Raw genomic sequence first — 19,363 nt, 5'->3', positions numbered from 1 at the left:
GCGATTCGATGATTTCCGACAACGGCGTCGAGCCGGACGGGCAGTCAGCGGTGAGGCAGCGGCGCATGGCGTGGCAGGTCGGCGTCTTCAAGTGCGTTTTCCTGCTCTCCATGCTCCGTATGTTTGCGGCTCCCGCGACCAAGGACTTCTTCGACAGGTATGTGGTGTCGTGGCCGACATGGGAGTGGCCCCTCTATGCGCTCGTACCGATCGCCCTGATCTACCTGTACCGGCGACCAGGCGACTGGGACGCGCTCCGAGGTGAGCGGGGTCTCATCAAATGGGCTCTCCTCCTCTACCTCTTCTATGCGCTGCTCTTCGCCGTCGGTGCCGCCGTCTGGATTCTCTGGGCCGCTGTGGTCATTTGCGTCTCCGGTCTCATCGGTATCTGGTACCTCAACCGCAAGGAACGACTCCGTGCTGCCTAAACAGATCGAACCGGATGCGGCACCTGTCGGCACAGGCGAGGCCGCGGAAACAATCCCGCCGGTCACTGGCTACCGCCTCATACTCCCCGGCGACTGGGCTCATATCCCTCTCCGTCAAGGAACGGAGGACGCGATCCGCGGGGTCCTCGACGAAGCGTACGCCCGTATCCCCGCCGATGCGCCGGCCGACAAGATCGGCCCCTACAAACGCGAATGGGAACGTCGCTTTCGCGCTTCGGTAGCCAATGCCCAAAAGAACAAAGCTTTGGACCTCTATCTGCCGGTTCGGCCGAAGGGCGACTTCAACATCGGCGCGTCGCTCCTCGTTACCGAATGCCACGTGCCCAGAGCTCCTGGTCGGCCGCCCGGCGCAGTCGAGCCGACCGAGGTGGCCGTCCAACTGCTCGCCAGGGACGGCGTGGAGAACGCCGACCTGAGCTCGGGCGAGATCGACCACGCGCTCGCCGTACGCCGCGAGCACGTGGCCGAGGCGTCACCCGAGAAGGGCGCCGAGCTCGCCTCTCGGCGGGTGGAGTACATGGTGTCCGTACCAGGTGACCCGGACCGCTGGTTCGTAGCCGCGTTCTCCACCGTCGGGGGCGGGGATCCTCGGGACGAGCTGGCCGAAGCGCTCGTCGAGTGGTTCGACGCGGTGATGGCAACCTTCCGCTGGAGCCGAGGGTGACCAACGAAGTGCAGAACTACTTCTGGAGCGTTCTCGACATCGGAGACATTGACGCGGACCCCTGGGTCATCGTCCCTCCGAGAGCCGGGCTGAGCGCTCCGTTCGACCTCTGGGACGACATCGGTGCCTGGGCCCGTGAGATTGCCGAGGAACTGTGGGAGGACTTCGACCTCGACCCCGGCCCCAACGGCGTCGACTTCGTCGCAGGCACCCTGCAGCGCACCGCGGAGGCCCTCGCCCCACCCGGCTCGGACCACTGGCTCTTCCTGCACCTCGACCATCCGGCGGACGTCCCGCTCCCCGTCTGCGCGGCACTCGGCCCGGCGGCGGGCCCCCGCGAGGAGACGCTCCGTGCCCTCACCGAGGCGGACGACAAGAGCGCGGTCGAGCCCCCGGTCGTGAAGACGGTCAAGTCCGATCGGCTCGGCAAGGGCATGACCACGTTCCGCTACGTCCCGCAGGAGGACTCCCCACACCTGCTGGCCTGCGTGCGGTACGCGTGGCAGGTCGAGGAGCACGGCGCGGACGTCGTCATCTGGACGGCCTCGGAGGACATCGCTCACGTCATACGGGCGGCGGAGGACCTGGAGAACCTGGCGCGCACGCTGAGCGTCTGGACTCCCTGAGAACGGGACGGGGCGAGGCGGGGGCGGGGGCGGGCACCATGATCGCGACGTCGCGCCCAGCCGGGTCATGGCTTCACCGCCATGGCACGGAAGCGACCGCAACGAGATCCTCGTCGAGCGCTTCGCCGCCGCCATGACTACGTTCCCCCGGAGGACCGAGTGACCGTCACCTTCTCCCTCGACTCGGACAGCGACGCCACCGTCTGGCTCGCCATGCCCCTCCTGGGCGACGGGCGCGGGGTGGCACGGGAACGCAAGAAGTGGGCCCGCCGCACCTCGGAGCTGCTCTGGTCGCTCGTCGACGACGAGCCGGTCGACAAGAAACAGGTCAAGATGCTGGCCTTCGAGCTGGACTCCGTGGCGGAGCAGCTTCCCCGGACCGTCTCGGTCCACCAGGTCTTCCTCTACGTACCGGACCCCCGCAGGGAGTTCCTGACCTTCCTCGTCCACGCGGGCCCGAGCGAGGACGACGTCGACGCGACCTTGGACGAGCTCGTCCAGAAGGACGCGCCTGGCGCCGTTCAGGACCCCGAGGTCATCGACTTCGACACCGAGCGTCTGGGGCGCGGCAAGCGCTCCATCCGCTACTTCGTCGCGTCCGAGGCCGGCGCCATGTGCTGTTCGGTGAACTACGCCTGGCGCCTGGAACCCCTCGGCATCGACGTGATCGTGCGCACGGTGGGTGAGGACATCGGGTGGATCACATCCAACATCGACGAGTTCGACGAGTTCGCCCGAAGCCTTTTCGTGAACCTCGACACCTGAGCTCGCACTCTGCCGCCTGTCTCGTGTGGTTGCACTGGTGACGGGTTCCTGACCCGGGTTCTCAGCGTCACGACACGGTGACAGTCCGCTGGAATCAGGCGACTTGCCCCGCTATCGACCCTGGCGGAACCAAGAACCCCGCGGTTAACGTCGGCACGCTGGAGACACCCCTCGCCCCACCGGGAGCCGACCGTGAACCGCCGCACCCTGCCCGTCACCGCCGCGCTCGCCGCGACCGCTGCCCTGCTCCTGACGGGATGCGGCGGCGGGAGCGACAGTGACTCCAAGGACAACGACAAGATCGCCGGAGCCGACGACGGCTCGGCGAAGCCGAAGAAGTCGGCCGACCCGTCGGGCGCACCGGTCGCGGACAAGCCGGACGGCGTCGACGTGTCGCTGCCGAAGAGCATGAACCTCGTCTTCGACTGGGACAGGCCGAAGGACAAGAACGAGGCGGCGGCGATGGATGACGCCGCGAACTTCATGCGGGCGATCTACCGGGGCGTCGACAAGCGCACCTCGAAGGATGCGGCGGTGTCCGCGTACTCCACCGGCGGCGGACTGCACTACGCGAAGGTGCAGATCGACGACCGGATCGAGGGCGGCTGGACGGCCACTGGAACGCGGCGCCACTACCAGGCCACCACCCGGTCCGCTCCGAACGGCAAGTCGGTGGAGGTCGCCTTCTGTGTGGACTCGAGCAAGTTCTACGGCAAAGAGGTCAAGACCGGGAAGGTGCTGAAGAGCAAGCCCAGCATCAAGGACTACGACCACTTCAAGATCGTGATGGTCAAGTACCCCACGGGTGACGGCCTGTGGCAGGCCTCCAAGGTGTTCGTCGAGACGAAGGCGAAGCAATGCCAGTGAACAGATCACGGCGCACGACGCTCGCTACCGGTGCTGCGGCCCTGACACTCGCCGTCGGCGCGCTCGCCCTCACACACCCGGCGTACGCCGCGGAGCCCAGCAGCAACGGCGAGGGCGGAAGCACCGAACAGCAAGGCGGCACCGACAAATCCGGCACAGGCATCTACGCCGCCGCAAAAGTCACGTACTCCGGCTCCGTGGCCAAGGGCGGAGGAGGCGGCAACGTGACCTCCTCAGACGTCAACTGGACGCCGCCGCCCTGCTGGTACGCCCCCATGTACGGCGCCAAGGAATTCAAGAAGAAGATGTCGAAGGAGCTCAAGGACGCCGCGAACGCGCCCGGCATGTCCGGACACGCGGGTGCGGCGATCAATGAGCTCCAGCGTCATTACGAGGACGACTACGGCTGGACGGACACCCCCGGCTACAAGGACTACAACGTCGACAAGGACGGCGAGGGGATGTTCTGGGCGGCGGTCGAGAACCCCGACGAGCCGGACTACCTCAAGCGGACGTCGTGCAGTGACATCCCCTTCTGGGTCGAGAACGGCGAGGCGCCGCCGCCCCAGTACGAGGAGGCCATCAAGCCGGAGATGCTCGCGGCGCTCGCCTACCAGCACATGGAACTGCCGAAGACGAAGGTCAGCCTCGCCCCCGACGGTGCGACCAAGGTGAAGCTGCCGACGTGGGCCTGGCTCGACAAGGCGGCCTTCGACGACGTGGAGGCGACGGCGGCGATCGACGTCCCCGGCTTCCACCTCGAGGCGACGACGACCGCGAAGCCCAAGTCGCTGACGCTCGATCCCGGCACCGCGGACGCGACCACGCTCCCCGCTAACGGTGAGTGCCTCATCGTCGGTGACACGATCGGGGAGCCGTACGCGAAGGGCAAGTCCAAGGAGACCCCGCCCTGCGGCATCGTCTACGGCCGCTCGTCCGCCGGTTCCACGTTCCCCCTCAAGGCCTCCCTCACGTGGGAGATCAGCTGGACGGGCACGGGCCAAACCGGGGCGGTGCCCATGCCCGACGGCAAGATCGAGGCGGTCCAGGACGTCACGGTCGAGGAAATTCAGGCGATCAACCGTTGAGGTCTCCTGCGGGGGCGCGGACAGACGAACCCGAGGCTTGCACACCTCAGTGAAGGTGCTGCTCCGTGTCGCAATAGCAACTGGAGTAGCGCAGACCCCCTTGGGTAGCGTCGCCCCGTTGGAGACACCTCCCCTCGCCCCACCTGGGGTCCGATCGTGAACCGCCGCACCATGCCCGCGACCGCCACCCTTGCCGCCGCGGTCGCGTTGGTACTGACAGGCTGCAGCAGCGACTCCGAACCGGACGACCGGATCAAGGGAGCCGGGCAGGGAGAAGACACGAGCTCACCGAGCGCGAGAGCCACTCCGACCGCGCCGGCCAAGATGGCCGACTTCGGCCTTCCCGACGACCTCGACGTCGAGATCGAGTCCAACACGACGGGCGACAAGGCCAAGGACCAGATCCTCAAGGAGCAGGCCGAGAGCCTCATGGCCCGGCAGCGTCTCTACGTCGATCTCGACACCAACTCCCGTTACCTCACGCGGTACTACGGAGGCGAGGCACGCGAGTTCTACGTCGCGGATGTGAAGAAGGCGAAGTCGGAAGGCCGGACCATCACCGGGACCTACCGGTACTACGACCGGAAGGTCACGAAGAACACGGACGACCTCGTGATCGTCACCTATTGCGAGGACCGTTCAAGGGCGGACGCGAAGGACGTCACGTCTGGAAAGACCAGGAAGACGAAGCCGAGCCCAGAGGACTTCATCTTCAACACCGCGACCCTCAGGAAGACCGAGCACGACACCTGGCTGGTCCAGTCCTTCCGCGGAGAAGGAGGGGCGGCGGCATGTCGATGACCCGCCTGTCTCGATCCGCGGCGGTCCTGAGTGTGACAGCCCTGCTGACCATCGGATCAGCAGGTGCCGCGGCCGCGGGTGATGGCACCGGAAGCTCGGGAAAGCCGCCTGCCGGCGGAAGCGGTGGCGGAGGCGAAGGCTCGTCCGGCGGTGGCTCGATCGGCGCCCAGGTCCAGTACAAGACCGATTTCAAGGGTACGAAGGCGTCCAGCCCCATCGCCCCGAGCGGCGGACCGTGGAAGCCGCCCTTGTGCTGGACCCAACCGAAATTCACACCCGAGCAGTACAAGGAAGAGCAGAAGAAGACGGCTCCCATCGACCCCGGTACCGGAAAGACGCTTCCCGGCTGGAACGACGGCAAGGACTTCCACGAGGGCGACAAGGGCGCGTGGTGGTTCCGAACCTACGCCGTCGACCAGCTCAAGTCGGGCAACATCGAGCTCGGCGACATGGAGAAATGCACCACGGTCAAGGGTGTGCAGTGGGTCTAGGCAGGCGAGCCGCCCGCGGATGCCATCTCACCTCTTGCCCTGGCAGGGCTTGCCTACGCCGAGACGAAGCTCCCCGCGCCACCGGTCACGCTGCGCCCCGCGGCCGACAACCAGATCGTGAACCTGCCCACGCACGTCAAGTTCGACGTTCCCCTTGAGCGGGTCTGGGTGACGGCACGCTTCAACCATCTCGGTGTGGACCTCGCCGCGACCACGGTCGCCACGCCCGTCGCCCTGCGCGTCGACGCGGGCACCGACTTCGCGGACCCGAGGACCTGCGAGTACGACCTCAGCTCGGGCAAGTCCGGCTACCAGGTGGACACGTCCAAGGCGGACTGCAGCATCGCCTTCAAGAAGTCCACGGGTGGCGGGTCCTACCCGCTGCAAGCGCGGGTCACCTGGAAGGTGACCTGGACGGACTCCGCGAACCCTGACGGCGCTCCCCGCGAACCGGACCTGCCTGCAGGCCTCTCCACCTTCGAACAGGACGTCGCGGTCAAGGAAGTCCAGTCCGTGAACCGATGATCCGGGCCCCGCAGCCCGGCCTCCCTATTCCCAGTGAAGCGTGCCGGCCACGGTGTCGAAAAGCTCCACCATCTGTCGCGCCAAGCCCTCCATGGGGGTGGAGAAGGTGAGGTTCAGCCACTGTCTGCTCGCGGGGACGGGGACGTTGTAAGTCACCGTTGTCGTCGCGAGCGTGTTGCCCATCTGGTGCTCGGGGTCGGCCGCCTCGGTCTTCTCGGTCCGGACGGCGTCACCCGCGGCCTCCAGCTTCCGCACTTCGGCGGGACGCCCCGTGTCCCCGAGCCTGCGGGCCAGGTCGTGGGCCGTGCCGCAGCCCGGATATCCGTCCGGGATCAGGCTCACGAGCAGCGACGACGCCAGTGGCAGGCCATCGACGGTCAGCAGCGAGATGTACAGCTCGACGCCGCCCTGGCGATGGGCGGCCTTCGCCTGCTTCTGCAGGTCCCGCATCAGGCGTTCTTTGAGGAGAGGCGCGTTGTCGATGCCCTCGAATTGGCGGTCGGCCAGTGCGGCGATACCGCGGTCACGTTCCTCGGGGTCGAGGTGCAGTTGGAACCAGCCCGCGGGGACGAAAATCGTGTAGTCGCTGGGCGGGGTGTCCCATTCGGTACGCAGGGGCATATCAGAGCTCGCCGGGGGATTCGGGTGCGGACGGGCCGGGTTCCGCGGGGACGGGCACCAGACGCAGGGAAGGCATGACCCGGTCCACGAGATCGGTCAGTTCGTCCGTCCGCTCGAAGTTGAGCCACCGAGCTTCGACCAGCAGGATCTCTTCGTGTCCGGTCGGCCAGACCCAGTACCTGACGCATTCACTGAGCTTCTTGCCCCAGCCGAAGCGTCGCTTTTCGACGAGCACGGCCTGCACCCGGACGGCAGGGCCGATCGGCAACTCGACCTCGGTGATCTGGGGGTCGCCCTTCACTTCTGCGTAGGACCACTTCAGCAGCATCCCCTCGTACTCCTTCGGGGAAGGCCGTGTGACACCGTCCTCTCCGTAGGCGAGGACCGACATGTCCGCCAGGAACACGCCGCTGTCGGTATAGGCGACCGCGGTCAGCAGCGGGCCGGACTCGTGGACCGACAGCGCGTGCTCCTCCAATTCCCGCTGAAGCACTGCCTTGCTGACCCCCAGGCGCAGCGGGTCGAACTGCTCGACCAAGTCCGCGGCCACCTTTCGGGCTTCTGCCCTGGTGCCCTCGTGCAGAGTGAGCCCGAGCCAGTTGCCGTCGAAGTCGAATTCGACGAGGAAGTCATCTTCCGGGGCGGCTGAGTTGCCGTCTTTACTCTGCTGCTCTTGCTCCATCACGACACCTCGTCGATAAATAGGCCGCCGGCGGTGACTCCACTGCCGGCCACGCTCAGCTGTGTCGCCCTGCGCGACAGCTTGTTGACGTCGAATCCGACGTCCTTGAGACCCTTGCCCAGGTCCTTGGCCTCACTGAGGGATGATGCCGCGGATGAATCAGCCAAGGTGAAGGACTTGCCGATCCCCTTCATATAGCTTCCGTTGCCGCGTTCCTTCAAAACCCGGCCCATCTCACGGTACCCACCCTTGAAACCGTCCTTCCAGGTCGAACCCTTGAAGAGCTCGGTCACGGGCTCCCGGATGGACTTGCCGATGTCACCCTTTTCCAGCCCCTTGACGACTCCCGCGTCACGGTTGAACTTCTGGCGGTTCCGCTTGAGCTGCCGGCCGGTCAACTTACCGCTCTTTGCGGCCTGCATACGGTCGACCAGCCCCTTGGCGTACCGCCCGCTGACCTTCGTCATCGCCTTGCCGGCGCCCATCATCAGCAGGCCGACCGCAGCGGTGGCGAGCGCCGTCCACGACTCATCACCCATGCCGACCTGGATCGCCGTACAGGCGATGTTGATGATGGTGGCCACCATGGAAACGGCCCCCAGGAATCCCGCCAGTCCCTGACCCACGATCGGAATCCAGCCGACCGCGAGAGCGGCGATGCCGGCCCATTTCGAGATGTTCTCCGTCCAGTTCGCCACGACGTCCACGACCTGAGCGAAGTCATCCCAGAACCCATCCTTGAGCGCATCGTCGGAGATGACGTCGTCGATGGCGTTTCGCGCCTTGCGGGCCGCCTCGTCGCGGATGCTCTGCGCTTTCTTCAGCTTGTTGCGGGCCGATTCCAAGGACTTGGCGGCAGCCTCCGCCTGGTCCTCCAGCTTCTCCTTGCGGCCCTTGTCGTCCCCCTTCGCGCCGTCGCCCTTTCCGGATCTGCCGGAGAGGCCGTCCAGGTTCTTCTCGGCGGCACTCTTGTCCGCCTCGGCCTCCCGCGCCTCCTGCCGGGCGATCTCGGCGATCCGCTGGGCGCGGTGGAGTTCCGTGGCGTAATTGCCGGGAGTGGCCGCGGCGTTGGACTCGTAGTCCGGCCCGTGGTCCACGATCCGGTCGCCGACCGCGTCGGCCACCGTCTTGTAGCGCTTGTGCGCGGCCTCCAGACGGCCGCGGCACTTCTTGGCCTTCTCGCGGAACTCTTTTCCTGCGTCGCTGTCCCACGACGTCACCTCGGACGCCGCCTTGAGGTGGCGTACCTGGCGTTCGAGTTCGTTCGCCGTCTTGCGGAGTTTGCGTCCCAGCTGTTCCAGGCGGTCCGGATCACCGGGGACCGGGTCCTGGTCGGCGAGCGGCTGCCAGTCCCTTGGGCGTGCGCCGGCCATCAGGACTTCTTCTTGTCGGAGTCGCGGAGCGCCTTGGCCAGCTCGCTGTCCATCTTCTCGTACGTCTTCGCAGCGGCCTTCGCGATGTCGCCGAGGCGCTTGATCTCGTCGCCGAGCTCCTCGCGATGTTTGTCCCAGTTGTCCACGAAGTCCCCGAACTGCCACGACAGGTCGTGTTCACCGAAGTCGTCCTCGTACTGGCCCTTCAGCTTGCCCAGGCCGTCGAACGCTTCCTTGATCTTGCCCAGTCCGACACCCATCTCGCGGATGACGTTCAGGTCGTCGATCCTCGCGTACTCCCCCACGAGCCGTCCCCTCTCTCACGCCGTGGTCCTGCAGCTTCTCGTATGCGAACAACGAGGGCGGGGCGGAGGCGCCGGGCTTGCCCCGCCGCCTCCGCCCCGAAGGAGCCGAGCCCTGGCTACTTGCGCGCAGCCCGCCCCAGCTCGTCATCGATCTGCTCGTACTTGTCCGCGGCGTTCGTCAGGTAGTCGCCCATGCCGTCGAGGCCGTCGATCGTCTTCTTCGCGCCCTCGACGAACTCGTCGAAGTTCTCGTCGAACGCCTTCGAGGCGCTCTTCGTGACGAAGCCCGTCTCGACGAGGTTCTTGATGTACTTCTTCAGGCCGTCCAGCTTCTCGTTGAGCTTGTCCTTCTCCTTGACCACGTGCTTGGCCGCGTCTCGCATGTCCTGATATGTGACATCAAGGTCCTTGGCCATGAGGCTCTCTCCCAATCAACTCGCCGCAGGGCCAACCCCCGTGGCTCCCGTAACGCGGATGGTGTGATCGTCCGCTCTTGCGCCAGCAGCTTACGGGTGGGGCTGGTGGGAGCACAGCCCGGTTCAGTCACAGCTCTGCTATGAGCGACTGCGAAGAGATGTGAAGAACCGAGTGCGACCGGATGTGAAGAAATGTGAAGGGAGAGGCGTTGTGGGGCGGGAAGTGCCGAGGGGTGGGTGGGTACGGGGCGTTGCCTGTGGGAAGGGGGGAGCGGATATCGTCAGGCGCATTGTTCAGCTCCGGGGAGGACGATCGTGCGCCTGACTCTGACCGTCGTCGATCCGTTCGGCGGGGACTCCGCCGACGTGGTTCTCGACGCCGATCCCGAGTCCACCGTGCAGGACATCGCGGTGGAACTGGCCCGGCAGGTCGGCCACAGCGGCGCGCAGGTCATCCCCATCGGGCACGGGCAGCAGGCGCCCGGGGGTGGTGCTCCGGTCATCTACGTGGACGGGTACGCCGTCGATCCTTCCGCCACCGTCGTCACCTCGCCGCTGCGCGAAGGTGCCGTCGTCAGCCTCAACGATCCCGCGGGGTGCCTGCCCGGTGAGCCGTCCGGGCTCGTCGAGCTGCGCGTCGCGAGCGGGGCCGCCGCCGGCGCCGTGCACCGGCTCGGGATCGGGCGGTACGACATCGGCAGCGGGCCCGCCGCGTACATCCGCGTCGACGATCCGGAACTGCCCGCCCGCGCCCTGACGTTGTCAGTCGCAACCGACGGCACCTGTCAGGCCACCCTCCACGGCACCCCGGAGGAGAGGGAGGGGGTGACGCTCGACGGCGCTCCCTTCGGCGTGGAGGAAGAGGAGGAGGAGCCGGTCGCGGCGGCGGTGCCGCTCGAGGGCGAGTCCAAGAAGGACCGCAAGGCGCGGGAGAAGCGGGAGCGGCAGGCCCGCAAGGAGTGGAAGGAGCGGAAGGAGGCCCGCGCCAAGCTGGTGAAGGAGAGAGCCAGAGGCGGCGACGGGCGGCTCGATACCGTCGCCTGGCCGCTCGGCGCTCAGATCGCGCTGGGAAACACGCTGCTCGAACTTGTCCGTTACACGCCTCCCAACGCCGCCCTCAAGTGGTCCGAGGACGGTGCCGGGCTCGACTACAACCGGCCTCCGCGGCTGCGTCCGCCCGAGCGGCAGACCGCTTTTCGGCTGCCCAGCCCGCCCCGTGAGTTCGAGGCACGGCCGCTGCCGTGGCTGATGGCGCTGTTTCCGCTGGTCGGTGCCGTCGTCGCAGCGATGATCTTCAATCGCTGGTACTACCTGATCATGGCGGGTCTGAGTCCCATCATGCTGTTCGGCAACTACTTCATGGACAAGAAGCACGGGCGCAAGTCCCATGCCAAGCAGGTCAGGGAGTACAAGGAGACCAAGGCTCGGATCGAGCGGGATGCGCGGGACGCCTTGGTGGCCGAGCGGATCGACCGGCGCAACGCCGTGCCCGATCCCGCCTCGGTGCTCGCCCTCGCCACCGGGCCGCGTACGCGGTTGTGGGAGCGGCGGCGGACCGACGGTGACCATCTGCTGCTGCGCTTCGGGACCGGGCAGCTGCCCTCCGAGGTCGTCCTCGACGACCCGGAGAAGGACGACCACCGGCGCCAGGTGACGTGGAAGATCGAGGACGCGCCTGTCGCGCTGCCGCTGAAGGGGCTCGGGGTCATCGGCATCGCGGGGCCCGACGACTCCGCCACCGCGCTCGGGCGCTGGGCCGTCGCGCAGACCGCGACCCTGCACAGCCCGATGGACGTGCAGTTCTACGTGCTCACCGAGGTCACGTCCAAGGAGAGCTGGGACTGGGTGCGGTGGCTGCCGCACGCCCGTCCTTCCGGCGGCCAGGACATCAACGTACTCATCGGGACGGACGCCGAGACAGTCGGCGCCCGCATCGGTGAGCTGACCCAGATCCTCGACGCCAGGATCAAGGCCGCCGAGGAGAACCGGGGCCAGGGCGCCGACTTCTCCGATCCGGACATCGTCGTGGTGTGGGACGGGTCCCGGCGGCTGCGGTCGCTGCCCGGTGTGGTGCGACTGCTGCGCGAGGGGCCCGCCGTGCACATGTACGCGCTCTGCCTCGACACAGAAGAACGGTTCCTGCCAGGTGAGTGCCAGGCCTTCGTGGTCGCCGAGCCGAAGCCGGACCCGAACGCCTACGGCCAGGCCCATCAGCGTCCCATGAACGCGTCCGCCCCACCCCAGCACGCCCCCGGCGGCTTCCCCTCCTTCCAGGCCTGGCACACCACCGCGCCCGACCCGCAGGAGGCGGGCGCCCCGCGCGAGCTGCGGCTGCGCGTCGAGATGAGCGGCGCCGAGCGGCTCCTCGACGTACGGCCCGACTTCGTGACGCCCGCCTGGTGCCTGCGCCTCGCCCGCTCCGTCTCCCCGCTGCGCGACATCAGCGGGGAGACGGAGGACTCCGCGCTGCCCGGGTCCAGCAGGCTCCTCGACGTGCTGCAGTTGGAGCCGCCGACCGCCGGGGCGATCACCGCGAGGTGGCAGGCGGGCGGGCAGTCGACGATGGCGGTCATCGGTGAGTCGTACGACGGGCCCTTCGGCATCGACATGCGCAAGGACGGACCGCACGGCCTCATCGCCGGTACCACCGGCTCCGGTAAGTCGGAGCTGCTGCAGACCATCGTGGCCGCGCTCGCCGTCGCCAATACGCCCGAGAACATGACCTTCGTTCTCGTGGACTACAAGGGTGGGTCCGCCTTCAAGGACTGCGTGAAGCTGCCGCACACCGTCGGCATGGTCACCGACCTCGACGCGCACCTCGTGGAGAGGGCCCTCGAATCGCTCGGCGCCGAGCTGAAGCGACGCGAGCACATCCTCGCCGACGCCGACGCCAAGGACATCGAGGACTACCAGGATCTGGTGCGGCGCGACCCGTCGCACGCGCCCGTGCCGCGACTCCTCATCGTCATCGACGAGTTCGCCTCCATGGTGCGCGACCTGCCCGACTTCGTGACGGGGCTCGTCAACATCGCCCAGCGAGGGCGGTCGCTCGGCATTCATCTGCTGCTCGCCACGCAGCGGCCCTCCGGTGTCGTGTCGCCCGAGATCCGCGCCAACACCAACCTCCGCATCGCGCTCCGCGTGACGGACGGCGGCGAGTCCACGGACGTCATCGACTCCCCCGAGGCCGGGCACATCAGCAAGAACACGCCCGGTCGCGCCTACGTGCGCCTCGGGCACGCCTCGCTCGTCCCCTTCCAGTCGGGCCGCGTCGGTGGCCGCCGTCCCGGCGCCGTCGACCCGACGCTGCTCGCGCCCTGGGTCGACTCCCTGGACTGGGCGGCCCTCGGCCGCGCCACGCTGGTGAAGCCGAAGGCGCAGGCCCGCGAGGAGGAGGAGATCACCGACCTGAAGGTCCTCGTCGACGAGATCATCGAGGCCAACCGGGTCATGGGCATCCCCGCCCAGCACAGTCCGTGGCTGCCCGCGCTCGGCGAGACCCTGCTGCTCGACGAGATCCCCGCCCCGGCGCCCCGCACGGCCCCGGGCGCGCTCACGCCCGCCCCGTACGGCGTCGAGGACCTGCCCGCCGACCAGGCGCGCCGCCCGGTCGTCGTGGACTTCGCGAGCTTCGGTCACCTGATGATCGGCGGCGCCCCGCGCTCCGGACGCTCGCAGGTCCTGCGCACCATCGCGGGCTCGCTGGCCCGCACCCACTCCAGCGCCGACGTGCACCTCTACGGCATCGACTGCGGCAACGGCGCGCTCAACGCGCTGACCCGGCTGCCGCACTGCGGCGCCGTCGTCGGCCGCAACCAGACCGAGCGCGTCGTACGCCTCATCAACCGCCTCAAGGGTGAGCTGACCCGCCGCCAGGACCTGCTGGCGGACAAGGGGTACGCGGACATCGGCGAGCAGCGGTCCGACGCCCCCGAGGACGAGCGTCTGCCGCACATCGTCACGCTCCTCGACCGCTGGGAGGGCTGGCTGCCCACGCTCGGCGAGGTCGACCACGGGGCGCTGACCGACGAGATCACGACGATCATGCGGGAGGGCGCGAGCGTCGGCCTCCACATGGTGATGACGGGTGACCGCCAGATCCTGGTCGGCCGCATCTCGTCCCTCACCGAGGACAAGTACGGCCTGCGCCTCGCCGACCGCTCCGACTTCTCGATGCTCGGCATCCCGGCCCGCAAGGTCCCCGAGGAGATCGCGCCGGGCCGCGCGTTCAGGAACGAGAGCGGCACGGAGACGCAGTTCGCCCTCCTGTCGGAGGACTCCACCGGTCAGGGGCAGGCCGCCGCGATCGCCGCGATCGGCGAGCGGGCCGCGGCGCGCGACGCGGACGTGCCGCGCCACCGCCGCCCGTTCCGCGTCGACACGCTGCCGAGCCGCATCACCTTCGAGGAGGCGTGGGAGCTGCGCGACCCGGACGCCTCGCGCTCCAAGCTGTGGGCGCTGGTGGGCATCGGCGGCGACGAGGTCATGGGCCACGGGCCCGACCTCGCGCAGGGCGTGCCGGCGTTCGTCATCGCGGGCCCGGCCAAGTCGGGGCGCTCGACGGTCCTGATGAACATGGCGCGTTCGTTCCGTACGCAGGGTGTACGTCTCGTCGTCGCGGCGCCGCGCCAGTCGCCGCTGCGTGCGCTCGAAGGCACCGAGGGCGTGCTGAAGGTGTTCACCGGGGACGACATCGACGAGGACGAGTTCGAGGAGCTCATCGACGAGGCGGACGCGTCGACGGACGACCCGGTCGTCGTGCTCATCGACGACGCCGAGATCCTGGAGGACGCGGACGCGGCGAGCCACTTCAAACGGATCATCCAGCGCGGCACCGACCTGGGGCTCGCGATGGTCCTCGCCGGTGACGAGGAGGACGTCTGCAGTGGTTTCTCCGGGTGGCAGGTCGACGCGAAGAAGGGGCGGCGCGGCATTCTGCTCTCGCCGCAGGACAGCTCCAGCGGTGATCTGATCGGGCTCAGGATCTCGCGCAGCATGGTCGGTGGGCCGGTGGCGCCGGGCAAGGGCATGCTGCACCTCGGGACGGGCGAGATCTCCACGGTGACGACGCCGCTGTAACGGATGCCGTGACGCATGCCGTGGCGGCAGGGAGGGGTTGGCGGTGGGGAGTTCACGGCGGCGCGCGGCGGGGCCCGCGCTGCGGTACGAGCATGTGCCCGGGGCGCGGACCTCTGGCCGGTCGGGGGAGCGGAAGAAGAAGGGTGAGCGGGAGAGGCGGAGCTTTCGGGAGCGGCTGCGCTCCCTGAGGTTCGGTCTCTTCGTGTGCGCCTGTGTGATCGCCGGGGGCACGGCGCTCGCCCTCGGTCCCATCCGCTGGGCCGGTGAGCTGTGGCACGACCACGCGCCGGGCTGGCCCGGCGAGGGCTACGGCTTCGCCGCCACGGCAGGACTCCTCCTGCCTGCGGCAGGGGCACTCATGGTCATGGCCCTGCTCCGCACGAACTGGCGCAAGGAGAAGCTGCGTTCGTCGTTCTGGACCGCGCTGGCACTGCCGAACGCCTTCGCGGCGCTCATGCTCCTCTCCGTACTGATGGAGACGGTCCGCCCGAAGAACAGCCGACGGCGCGGCACGTGCTCGGCAGCAGGCGAGTACTGCTGGATCAGCAGCCAGTACCCGTACGTCTGGGTCGTCGCCCTCGTGGCGACCGTCCTGGGCGTGGTGGCCGTCGCGGGCGCGTACGACCTCCGCGGCAGGATGCGGAACCGCCGCCTCACCCCACCCGGGACAGCCGCGCCCTGGGGTCGCCCGCGTCGGGGTCGTCCGACGTGTAGACGAGGGTCTCGCCGGTGAGGCGCAGACGGACCGTGTGGGGGGTCTGCGCGCACTGGCCGCCGTTGCCCTCGGCGCCCTTGCCGACCGCGACGATCTGCGTCTTCCCGGCCGACTTGAGGGTGAGGACGTCCGTGCACGTGTTGCCGATGGGGTCGCGTTGCAGGACCGTGCCGAGCCGGTCGCCCGGTGTCGCCTGGCGCAGGGTGACCGTGAACGTGCCGAGGGGGACCCGGCCGCCGCTCGCGTCGGCGTCGCCGCGCCACGTGCCGAGGTACGCCGCGGGGACCTTGCCCGAGGCCGCGGAGTCCCCCGGGGCGCTCGGCCTGCCGGACGACGCCGGCGGCTGCCCGCCCTGGTCGCCCCCCGCGTAGTCGTCGTCCTGCCGCAGCATCCCGAGGACGAACACCGAGCCGACCGTCACGGCCGCCAGCGCTCCGGCCACGGCGAGCGCGACCGTGCAACTCACCTTGCGGCCGCGCCCGTCCGGGCCCTCGGGTACGGAGGTCGCCGCCACGGAGACGGAGAACTTGCCGGGTGCGGCGGGGGCGGACACCGGTGCGGGAGTCGGCGCGGGCGCGTACGACGGGTCCGGGGGGCCGAAGCTGCCCTCCACCGACGGGGAGTTGAACGCCACCGGGCCCGAGGGAGCCTCCCGCGGAGCGGGTGGCTCCCCCGCGCCCGCCCCCGTGTCCAGGTCGAGGAGCCGCACCGCGCTCCGGCTCACCCGCTCCACCACGGGACCGGGCAGCCAGCCCGCCGCCACCAGCGGCGCCGCGCCCTGCGGGGCGAGACGGCGGGCGAGTTCACCGGGGGCGGGGCGCGCGGACGCGTCCTTGGCCAGGCAGGCGGCGGCGAGGTCGCGCAGCTCGCCGCGGAGCGCGCCGAGTTCGGGCTGCTCGTGGACGACCTTGTAGAGCAGGGCCGCCGACGAGTCGCCGGGGAACGGTGACTCCCCCGTCGCCCCGTACACCAGGACCGCCCCCAGCGAGAAGACGTCCGCGGCGCCCGTGACGCCCTTGCCGAGGATCTGCTCGGGTGACATGTAGCCGGGCGAGCCGATGGAGACGCCGGTGGAGGTGAGCGAGGCGGTGCCGTCGGTGGCGCGTGCGATGCCGAAGTCGATGAGGCGGGGGCCGTCGAGGGTGAGCAGGACGTTCGACGGCTTCACGTCCCGGTGGACGAGCCCCAGGCCGTGCACGTGCGCCAGCGCCTCGGCGAGGCCCGCGCCGAGGACGCGTACGGAGTGCTCGGGCAGCGGCCCGCCGTCCCGCACCGCCTCGGTGAGCGAGGGCCCGGCCGCGTACCCCGTGGCGACCCAGGGGACGGACGCGTCCGGGTCCGCGTCCAGGACGGGCGCCGTCCAGTCGCCGCCGACCCTGCGTGCCGCGTCGACCTCGCGGCGGAAGCGCGCACGGAACTCCTCGTCGAGCGCGAAGTGCGGGTGCACGACCTTGACCGCGACGGTGCGGCCACCCGCGCTGCGCCCCAGATAGACCCGTCCCATGCCGCCGGAGCCGAGCCGGCCGAGCAGCCGGTAGGGCCCGATCACGGTGGGTTCGTCGGCTTCGAGCGGATGCATGACCTTGGCCTCCCCCAGGCACGGCGCCCGACACCTCGCGCGCCTCGGCCAATTATCGGACAGGGACCGACCTCGCCTCATGGTGATGCCTGGATGCCGGATGCCCGGATGCCTTACTCAATTCGGGCGCAAAGAACTATTGCGACGGCGGCGATATTCCGGGGCGGCCGGAATGGGAACGCGGTCGGTGAATTCCCGGTCACGTCTCCAGGAGTGCGACCCGCACGTCCGGGGGGAAGCCCGTCGTCGGGCCGACCCGGCGGGCGAACTCGGTCACGCCCTCCAGCTGCGCGCCGCCGAAGCGGAAGTCGAGGGTCGTGAAGTACCGCTCCAGGACGCCCGCGTCGAAGGACTCCCAGCGCGCGGCCTGCTCCGCGACCTTGCCGACCTCCTCCAGGGAGAGGTCGCGGGAGGAGAGGAACGCCTTGTGCACCGCGCGGACGACCTCCGGCTCGCGCGTCGCGTAGTCGCGCCGCGCCGCCCAGACGGCGAAGACGAACGGCAGGCCCGTCCACTCCTTCCACATCTGCCCGAGGTCGTACACGTCCAGACCGAGCCGCGGTCCGTCGATGAGGTTCGCGCGGAGCGCCGCGTCCCCGATGAGGACGGCGGCGTCCGCCTCCCGCATCATCAGGCCCAGGTCGGGCGGGCACGTGTAGTAGTCGGGACGCACTCCGTGCCGCTCGGCGAGCAGCAGCTGCGCGAGGCGTACGGAGGTCCGGGACGTCGAGCCGAGCGCGACGCGGGCGCCGTCCAGCTGGTCCAGCGGCACCTGCGAGACGATCACGCACGACATGACGGGGCCGTCGCAGCCGACCGCGAGGTCGGGGAAGGCGACGAGGTCGTCGGCGTTCTTCAGGAACTCGACGAGGGTGACCGGCGCGATGTCCAGCTCGCCCCTGACCAGCTGCTCGCTGAGCTTCTCGGGGGTGTCCTTGGTGAGCTCGAAGTCGAGGAGGGTCCCGGTCCGTGCGAGGCCCCAGTAAAGAGGCATGCAGTTGAGGAACTGGATGTGGCCGACGCGCGGCCGGGGAATGCGACGGGAGTCGTGCGGCTGTTCGGCGCCTGCCCCCGCGAAGGCGTTCAGGGGAGAATTGTCCACATCGGCGAGGCTAGCCCCCTTGCGGTACGGCTGGGGCGCCGGGGCCGGGACGCGCCCCGTCAACCCCACTGGGGGACGCGTCAAACCTCCGGGTGACGTGATCTTGCCCCCTATTGCATTCCCCTGCCTGCGTGCTAAGCTCGCCGCAAGTTGCAGTTTGGTTTCCCTTGCAGTACAGAGCCTGCGGAGCATGTAACTCCGTGGGCTCTCGTCGTTTTCAGACTTATGCAGTTGTTTAAACAATCGCTGGTTCTGGAGCAGGGCAACCCTTTGGCCCAAGGAGGGCTTATGGCTACCGGAACCGTGAAGTGGTTCAACGCTGAAAAGGGCTTTGGCTTCATTGCCCAGGAAGGCGGCGGCCCGGACGTCTTCGTCCACTACTCCGCGATCAACGCGAACGGCTTCCGCTCCCTCGAGGAGAACCAGGCCGTTTCCTTCGACGTGACGCAGGGTCCGAAGGGCCCGCAGGCGGAGAACGTCACCCCGATGTAATCGGGCGCCCCACGCGAGTGGGGCGTGTGGTTGCTCCGGTGACCAGATCCGGAGATTGATGAGCAGTACCCAAGGAGCCCCGCTCCCCCGCGCAAGCGGAGGACGACGGGGCTCCTGCCTTTTGTCGGCCCCGGGCCTCGGGCGGCCCGGCCTCACACGTGTTGCATGATCATGACGAACGTCGTGTTCGGCTCCAGGGCCTCGTACGAGTGGGGGACGTCGCCGCGGTACGACATGTAGTCGCCGGGGGACAGTTCCACCGTTTCGCCCCGGGGTCCCGCCAGGAGGCGGCCCGTGCTGATGACCAGGTGTTCCACCGAGCCCGGGATGTGCGCGTCGGACTCGCGGGGCGCGCCCGGCTCCAGGGCGCCGTGGTAGATGTCGCGGCGCACGCCCGTCGGGCCCGCCGAGAGCAGCGTGCCCGCGTACGAGGAGTTCTCCGCGTGCATGGTCGGGCCCTCGCCCGCGCGGATCACCGTCACCGCGGGCGCCGGTGACTCCACGAGCACGCTGAACGGCACGCCGAGCGCGACGGCCAGCGCCCAGAGCGTCTCGATGCCGGGGTTGCCCGTGGCCGCTTCCAACTGGGACAGCGTGGATTTCGCGATGCCCGCGCGCTTGGCCAGCTCGGAGAGGGAGAGCCCGGCCCTGGTGCGCTCGCGGCGCAGCGCCGCGGCCACCCACTCGCGGGGCATGCGGGACCCGCCGGACCCGTCGGTCATC

General features: G+C 69.0%; 20 protein-coding genes. 11 read left to right on the top strand and 9 right to left on the bottom strand.

Annotated features, from left to right (window positions below; all coding sequences use genetic code 11):
- Positions 1-8 precede the first annotated feature (8 nt).
- From DEJ47_RS21990 to DEJ47_RS21950, 9 genes are all read left to right on the top strand, one after another.
- Positions 9-428 (top strand): hypothetical protein, encoded by a 420-nt coding sequence (locus DEJ47_RS21990; RefSeq protein ID WP_150170885.1) that lies wholly within the window; start codon positions 9-11, stop codon positions 426-428.
- Entirely contained in the window at positions 418-1,113 is a 696-nt protein-coding gene (locus DEJ47_RS21985; RefSeq protein ID WP_223828448.1) for a hypothetical protein, read from the top strand. The genes DEJ47_RS21990 and DEJ47_RS21985 overlap by 11 nt, the downstream gene beginning before the upstream one ends.
- Positions 1,110-1,739 carry a hypothetical protein gene (locus DEJ47_RS21980; RefSeq protein WP_223828447.1) on the top strand — a complete coding sequence of 210 codons (630 nt, stop codon included), beginning with the start codon at positions 1,110-1,112 and terminating at the stop codon, positions 1,737-1,739. The genes DEJ47_RS21985 and DEJ47_RS21980 overlap by 4 nt, the downstream gene beginning before the upstream one ends.
- Before the next feature lie 159 nt (positions 1,740-1,898).
- Positions 1,899-2,504 (top strand): hypothetical protein, encoded by a 606-nt coding sequence (locus tag DEJ47_RS21975; protein WP_150170883.1) that lies wholly within the window; start codon positions 1,899-1,901, stop codon positions 2,502-2,504.
- 192 nt (positions 2,505-2,696) lie between these two features.
- Positions 2,697-3,371, top strand: coding sequence for a hypothetical protein (locus DEJ47_RS21970; protein WP_190415489.1), 675 nt, complete (start codon positions 2,697-2,699; stop codon positions 3,369-3,371).
- Entirely contained in the window at positions 3,362-4,459 is a 1,098-nt protein-coding gene (locus DEJ47_RS21965) for a hypothetical protein (protein WP_150170881.1), read from the top strand. The genes DEJ47_RS21970 and DEJ47_RS21965 overlap by 10 nt, the downstream gene beginning before the upstream one ends.
- Positions 4,460-4,615: 156 nt before the next feature.
- The gene (locus DEJ47_RS21960; protein WP_150170879.1) at positions 4,616-5,260 is read left to right on the top strand and encodes a hypothetical protein; all 645 of its coding nucleotides are present in this window, start codon (positions 4,616-4,618) and stop codon (positions 5,258-5,260) included.
- Positions 5,251-5,751, top strand: coding sequence for a hypothetical protein (locus DEJ47_RS21955; RefSeq protein WP_150170877.1), 501 nt, complete (start codon positions 5,251-5,253; stop codon positions 5,749-5,751). Before DEJ47_RS21960 ends, DEJ47_RS21955 begins: the two co-directional genes overlap by 10 nt.
- Positions 5,752-5,868: 117 nt before the next feature.
- Entirely contained in the window at positions 5,869-6,276 is a 408-nt protein-coding gene (locus tag DEJ47_RS21950; RefSeq protein ID WP_150170874.1) for a hypothetical protein, read from the top strand.
- Between the two features lie 24 nt (positions 6,277-6,300).
- Here the strand turns inward: DEJ47_RS21950 and DEJ47_RS21945 are convergent, their stop codons facing one another.
- From DEJ47_RS21945 to DEJ47_RS21925, 5 genes are all read right to left on the bottom strand, one after another.
- Positions 6,301-6,897, bottom strand: a complete 597-nt coding sequence (locus tag DEJ47_RS21945; protein WP_150170872.1) for a hypothetical protein — start codon at positions 6,895-6,897, stop codon at positions 6,301-6,303.
- Between the two features lies 1 nt (position 6,898).
- Complete coding sequence (locus tag DEJ47_RS21940; RefSeq protein WP_150170870.1) at positions 6,899-7,579, bottom strand: hypothetical protein; 681 nt, start codon at positions 7,577-7,579, stop codon at positions 6,899-6,901.
- Positions 7,579-8,952, bottom strand: coding sequence for a hypothetical protein (locus tag DEJ47_RS21935; RefSeq protein WP_150170868.1), 1,374 nt, complete (start codon positions 8,950-8,952; stop codon positions 7,579-7,581). Before DEJ47_RS21935 ends, DEJ47_RS21940 begins: the two co-directional genes overlap by 1 nt.
- Complete coding sequence (locus DEJ47_RS21930; RefSeq protein ID WP_150170866.1) at positions 8,952-9,257, bottom strand: hypothetical protein; 306 nt, start codon at positions 9,255-9,257, stop codon at positions 8,952-8,954. The genes DEJ47_RS21935 and DEJ47_RS21930 overlap by 1 nt, the downstream gene beginning before the upstream one ends.
- Positions 9,258-9,373: 116 nt before the next feature.
- Positions 9,374-9,673 (bottom strand): WXG100 family type VII secretion target, encoded by a 300-nt coding sequence (locus DEJ47_RS21925; protein ID WP_150170864.1) that lies wholly within the window; start codon positions 9,671-9,673, stop codon positions 9,374-9,376.
- A gap of 315 nt (positions 9,674-9,988) precedes the next feature.
- Here DEJ47_RS21925 and DEJ47_RS21920 point away from each other — a divergent pair, with 315 nt between their 5' ends.
- On the top strand, positions 9,989-14,752 hold the full coding sequence (locus DEJ47_RS21920; RefSeq protein ID WP_150170862.1) for an FtsK/SpoIIIE domain-containing protein: 4,764 nt from the start codon (positions 9,989-9,991) through the stop codon (positions 14,750-14,752).
- A gap of 306 nt (positions 14,753-15,058) precedes the next feature.
- On the opposite strand, the gene DEJ47_RS21915 is transcribed toward DEJ47_RS21920, so the two are convergent.
- From DEJ47_RS21915 to DEJ47_RS21905, 3 genes are all read right to left on the bottom strand, one after another.
- Positions 15,059-15,409 (bottom strand): hypothetical protein, encoded by a 351-nt coding sequence (locus tag DEJ47_RS21915; protein WP_150170860.1) that lies wholly within the window; start codon positions 15,407-15,409, stop codon positions 15,059-15,061.
- A complete protein-coding gene (locus DEJ47_RS21910) occupies positions 15,406-17,046 on the bottom strand; it encodes a serine/threonine-protein kinase (protein ID WP_150170858.1) in 1,641 nt (546 codons plus the stop codon). Before DEJ47_RS21910 ends, DEJ47_RS21915 begins: the two co-directional genes overlap by 4 nt.
- A gap of 199 nt (positions 17,047-17,245) precedes the next feature.
- A complete protein-coding gene (locus DEJ47_RS21905; RefSeq protein ID WP_150175786.1) occupies positions 17,246-18,082 on the bottom strand; it encodes a menaquinone biosynthetic enzyme MqnA/MqnD family protein in 837 nt (278 codons plus the stop codon).
- Positions 18,083-18,436: 354 nt separating this feature from the next.
- Between DEJ47_RS21905 and DEJ47_RS21900 the strand changes: the two genes are divergently transcribed.
- Positions 18,437-18,640: a cold-shock protein gene (locus DEJ47_RS21900; RefSeq protein WP_006138897.1), complete on the top strand. Its 204-nt coding sequence runs from the start codon at positions 18,437-18,439 to the stop codon at positions 18,638-18,640.
- A gap of 152 nt (positions 18,641-18,792) precedes the next feature.
- Here the strand turns inward: DEJ47_RS21900 and DEJ47_RS21895 are convergent, their stop codons facing one another.
- Entirely contained in the window at positions 18,793-19,362 is a 570-nt protein-coding gene (locus tag DEJ47_RS21895; RefSeq protein WP_150170856.1) for a helix-turn-helix domain-containing protein, read from the bottom strand.
- Position 19,363 lies beyond the last annotated feature (1 nt).

Origin of the sequence: Streptomyces venezuelae (assembly GCF_008642355.1) — a bacterium.
In the GTDB taxonomy this organism is placed as follows: Bacteria; Actinomycetota; Actinomycetes; order Streptomycetales; family Streptomycetaceae; genus Streptomyces; species Streptomyces venezuelae_B.
Note: the sequence above shows the minus strand (reverse complement) of the source record. Positions and strands in the feature narration are given on the sequence as shown.

Coding starts and splice junctions, on each gene's coding strand:
- DEJ47_RS21990 (WP_150170885.1), top strand. CDS start 9: ATGATTTCCGACAACGGCGTCGAGCCGGACGGGCAGTCAGCGGTGAGG.
- DEJ47_RS21965 (WP_150170881.1), top strand. CDS start 3,362: ATGCCAGTGAACAGATCACGGCGCACGACGCTCGCTACCGGTGCTGCG.
- DEJ47_RS21955 (WP_150170877.1), top strand. CDS start 5,251: ATGTCGATGACCCGCCTGTCTCGATCCGCGGCGGTCCTGAGTGTGACA.
- DEJ47_RS21945 (WP_150170872.1), bottom strand. CDS start 6,897: ATGCCCCTGCGTACCGAATGGGACACCCCGCCCAGCGACTACACGATT.
- DEJ47_RS21940 (WP_150170870.1), bottom strand. CDS start 7,579: ATGGAGCAAGAGCAGCAGAGTAAAGACGGCAACTCAGCCGCCCCGGAA.
- DEJ47_RS21935 (WP_150170868.1), bottom strand. CDS start 8,952: ATGGCCGGCGCACGCCCAAGGGACTGGCAGCCGCTCGCCGACCAGGAC.
- DEJ47_RS21925 (WP_150170864.1), bottom strand. CDS start 9,673: ATGGCCAAGGACCTTGATGTCACATATCAGGACATGCGAGACGCGGCC.
- DEJ47_RS21910 (WP_150170858.1), bottom strand. CDS start 17,046: ATGCATCCGCTCGAAGCCGACGAACCCACCGTGATCGGGCCCTACCGG.
- DEJ47_RS21900 (WP_006138897.1), top strand. CDS start 18,437: ATGGCTACCGGAACCGTGAAGTGGTTCAACGCTGAAAAGGGCTTTGGC.
- DEJ47_RS21895 (WP_150170856.1), bottom strand. CDS start 19,362: ATGACCGACGGGTCCGGCGGGTCCCGCATGCCCCGCGAGTGGGTGGCC.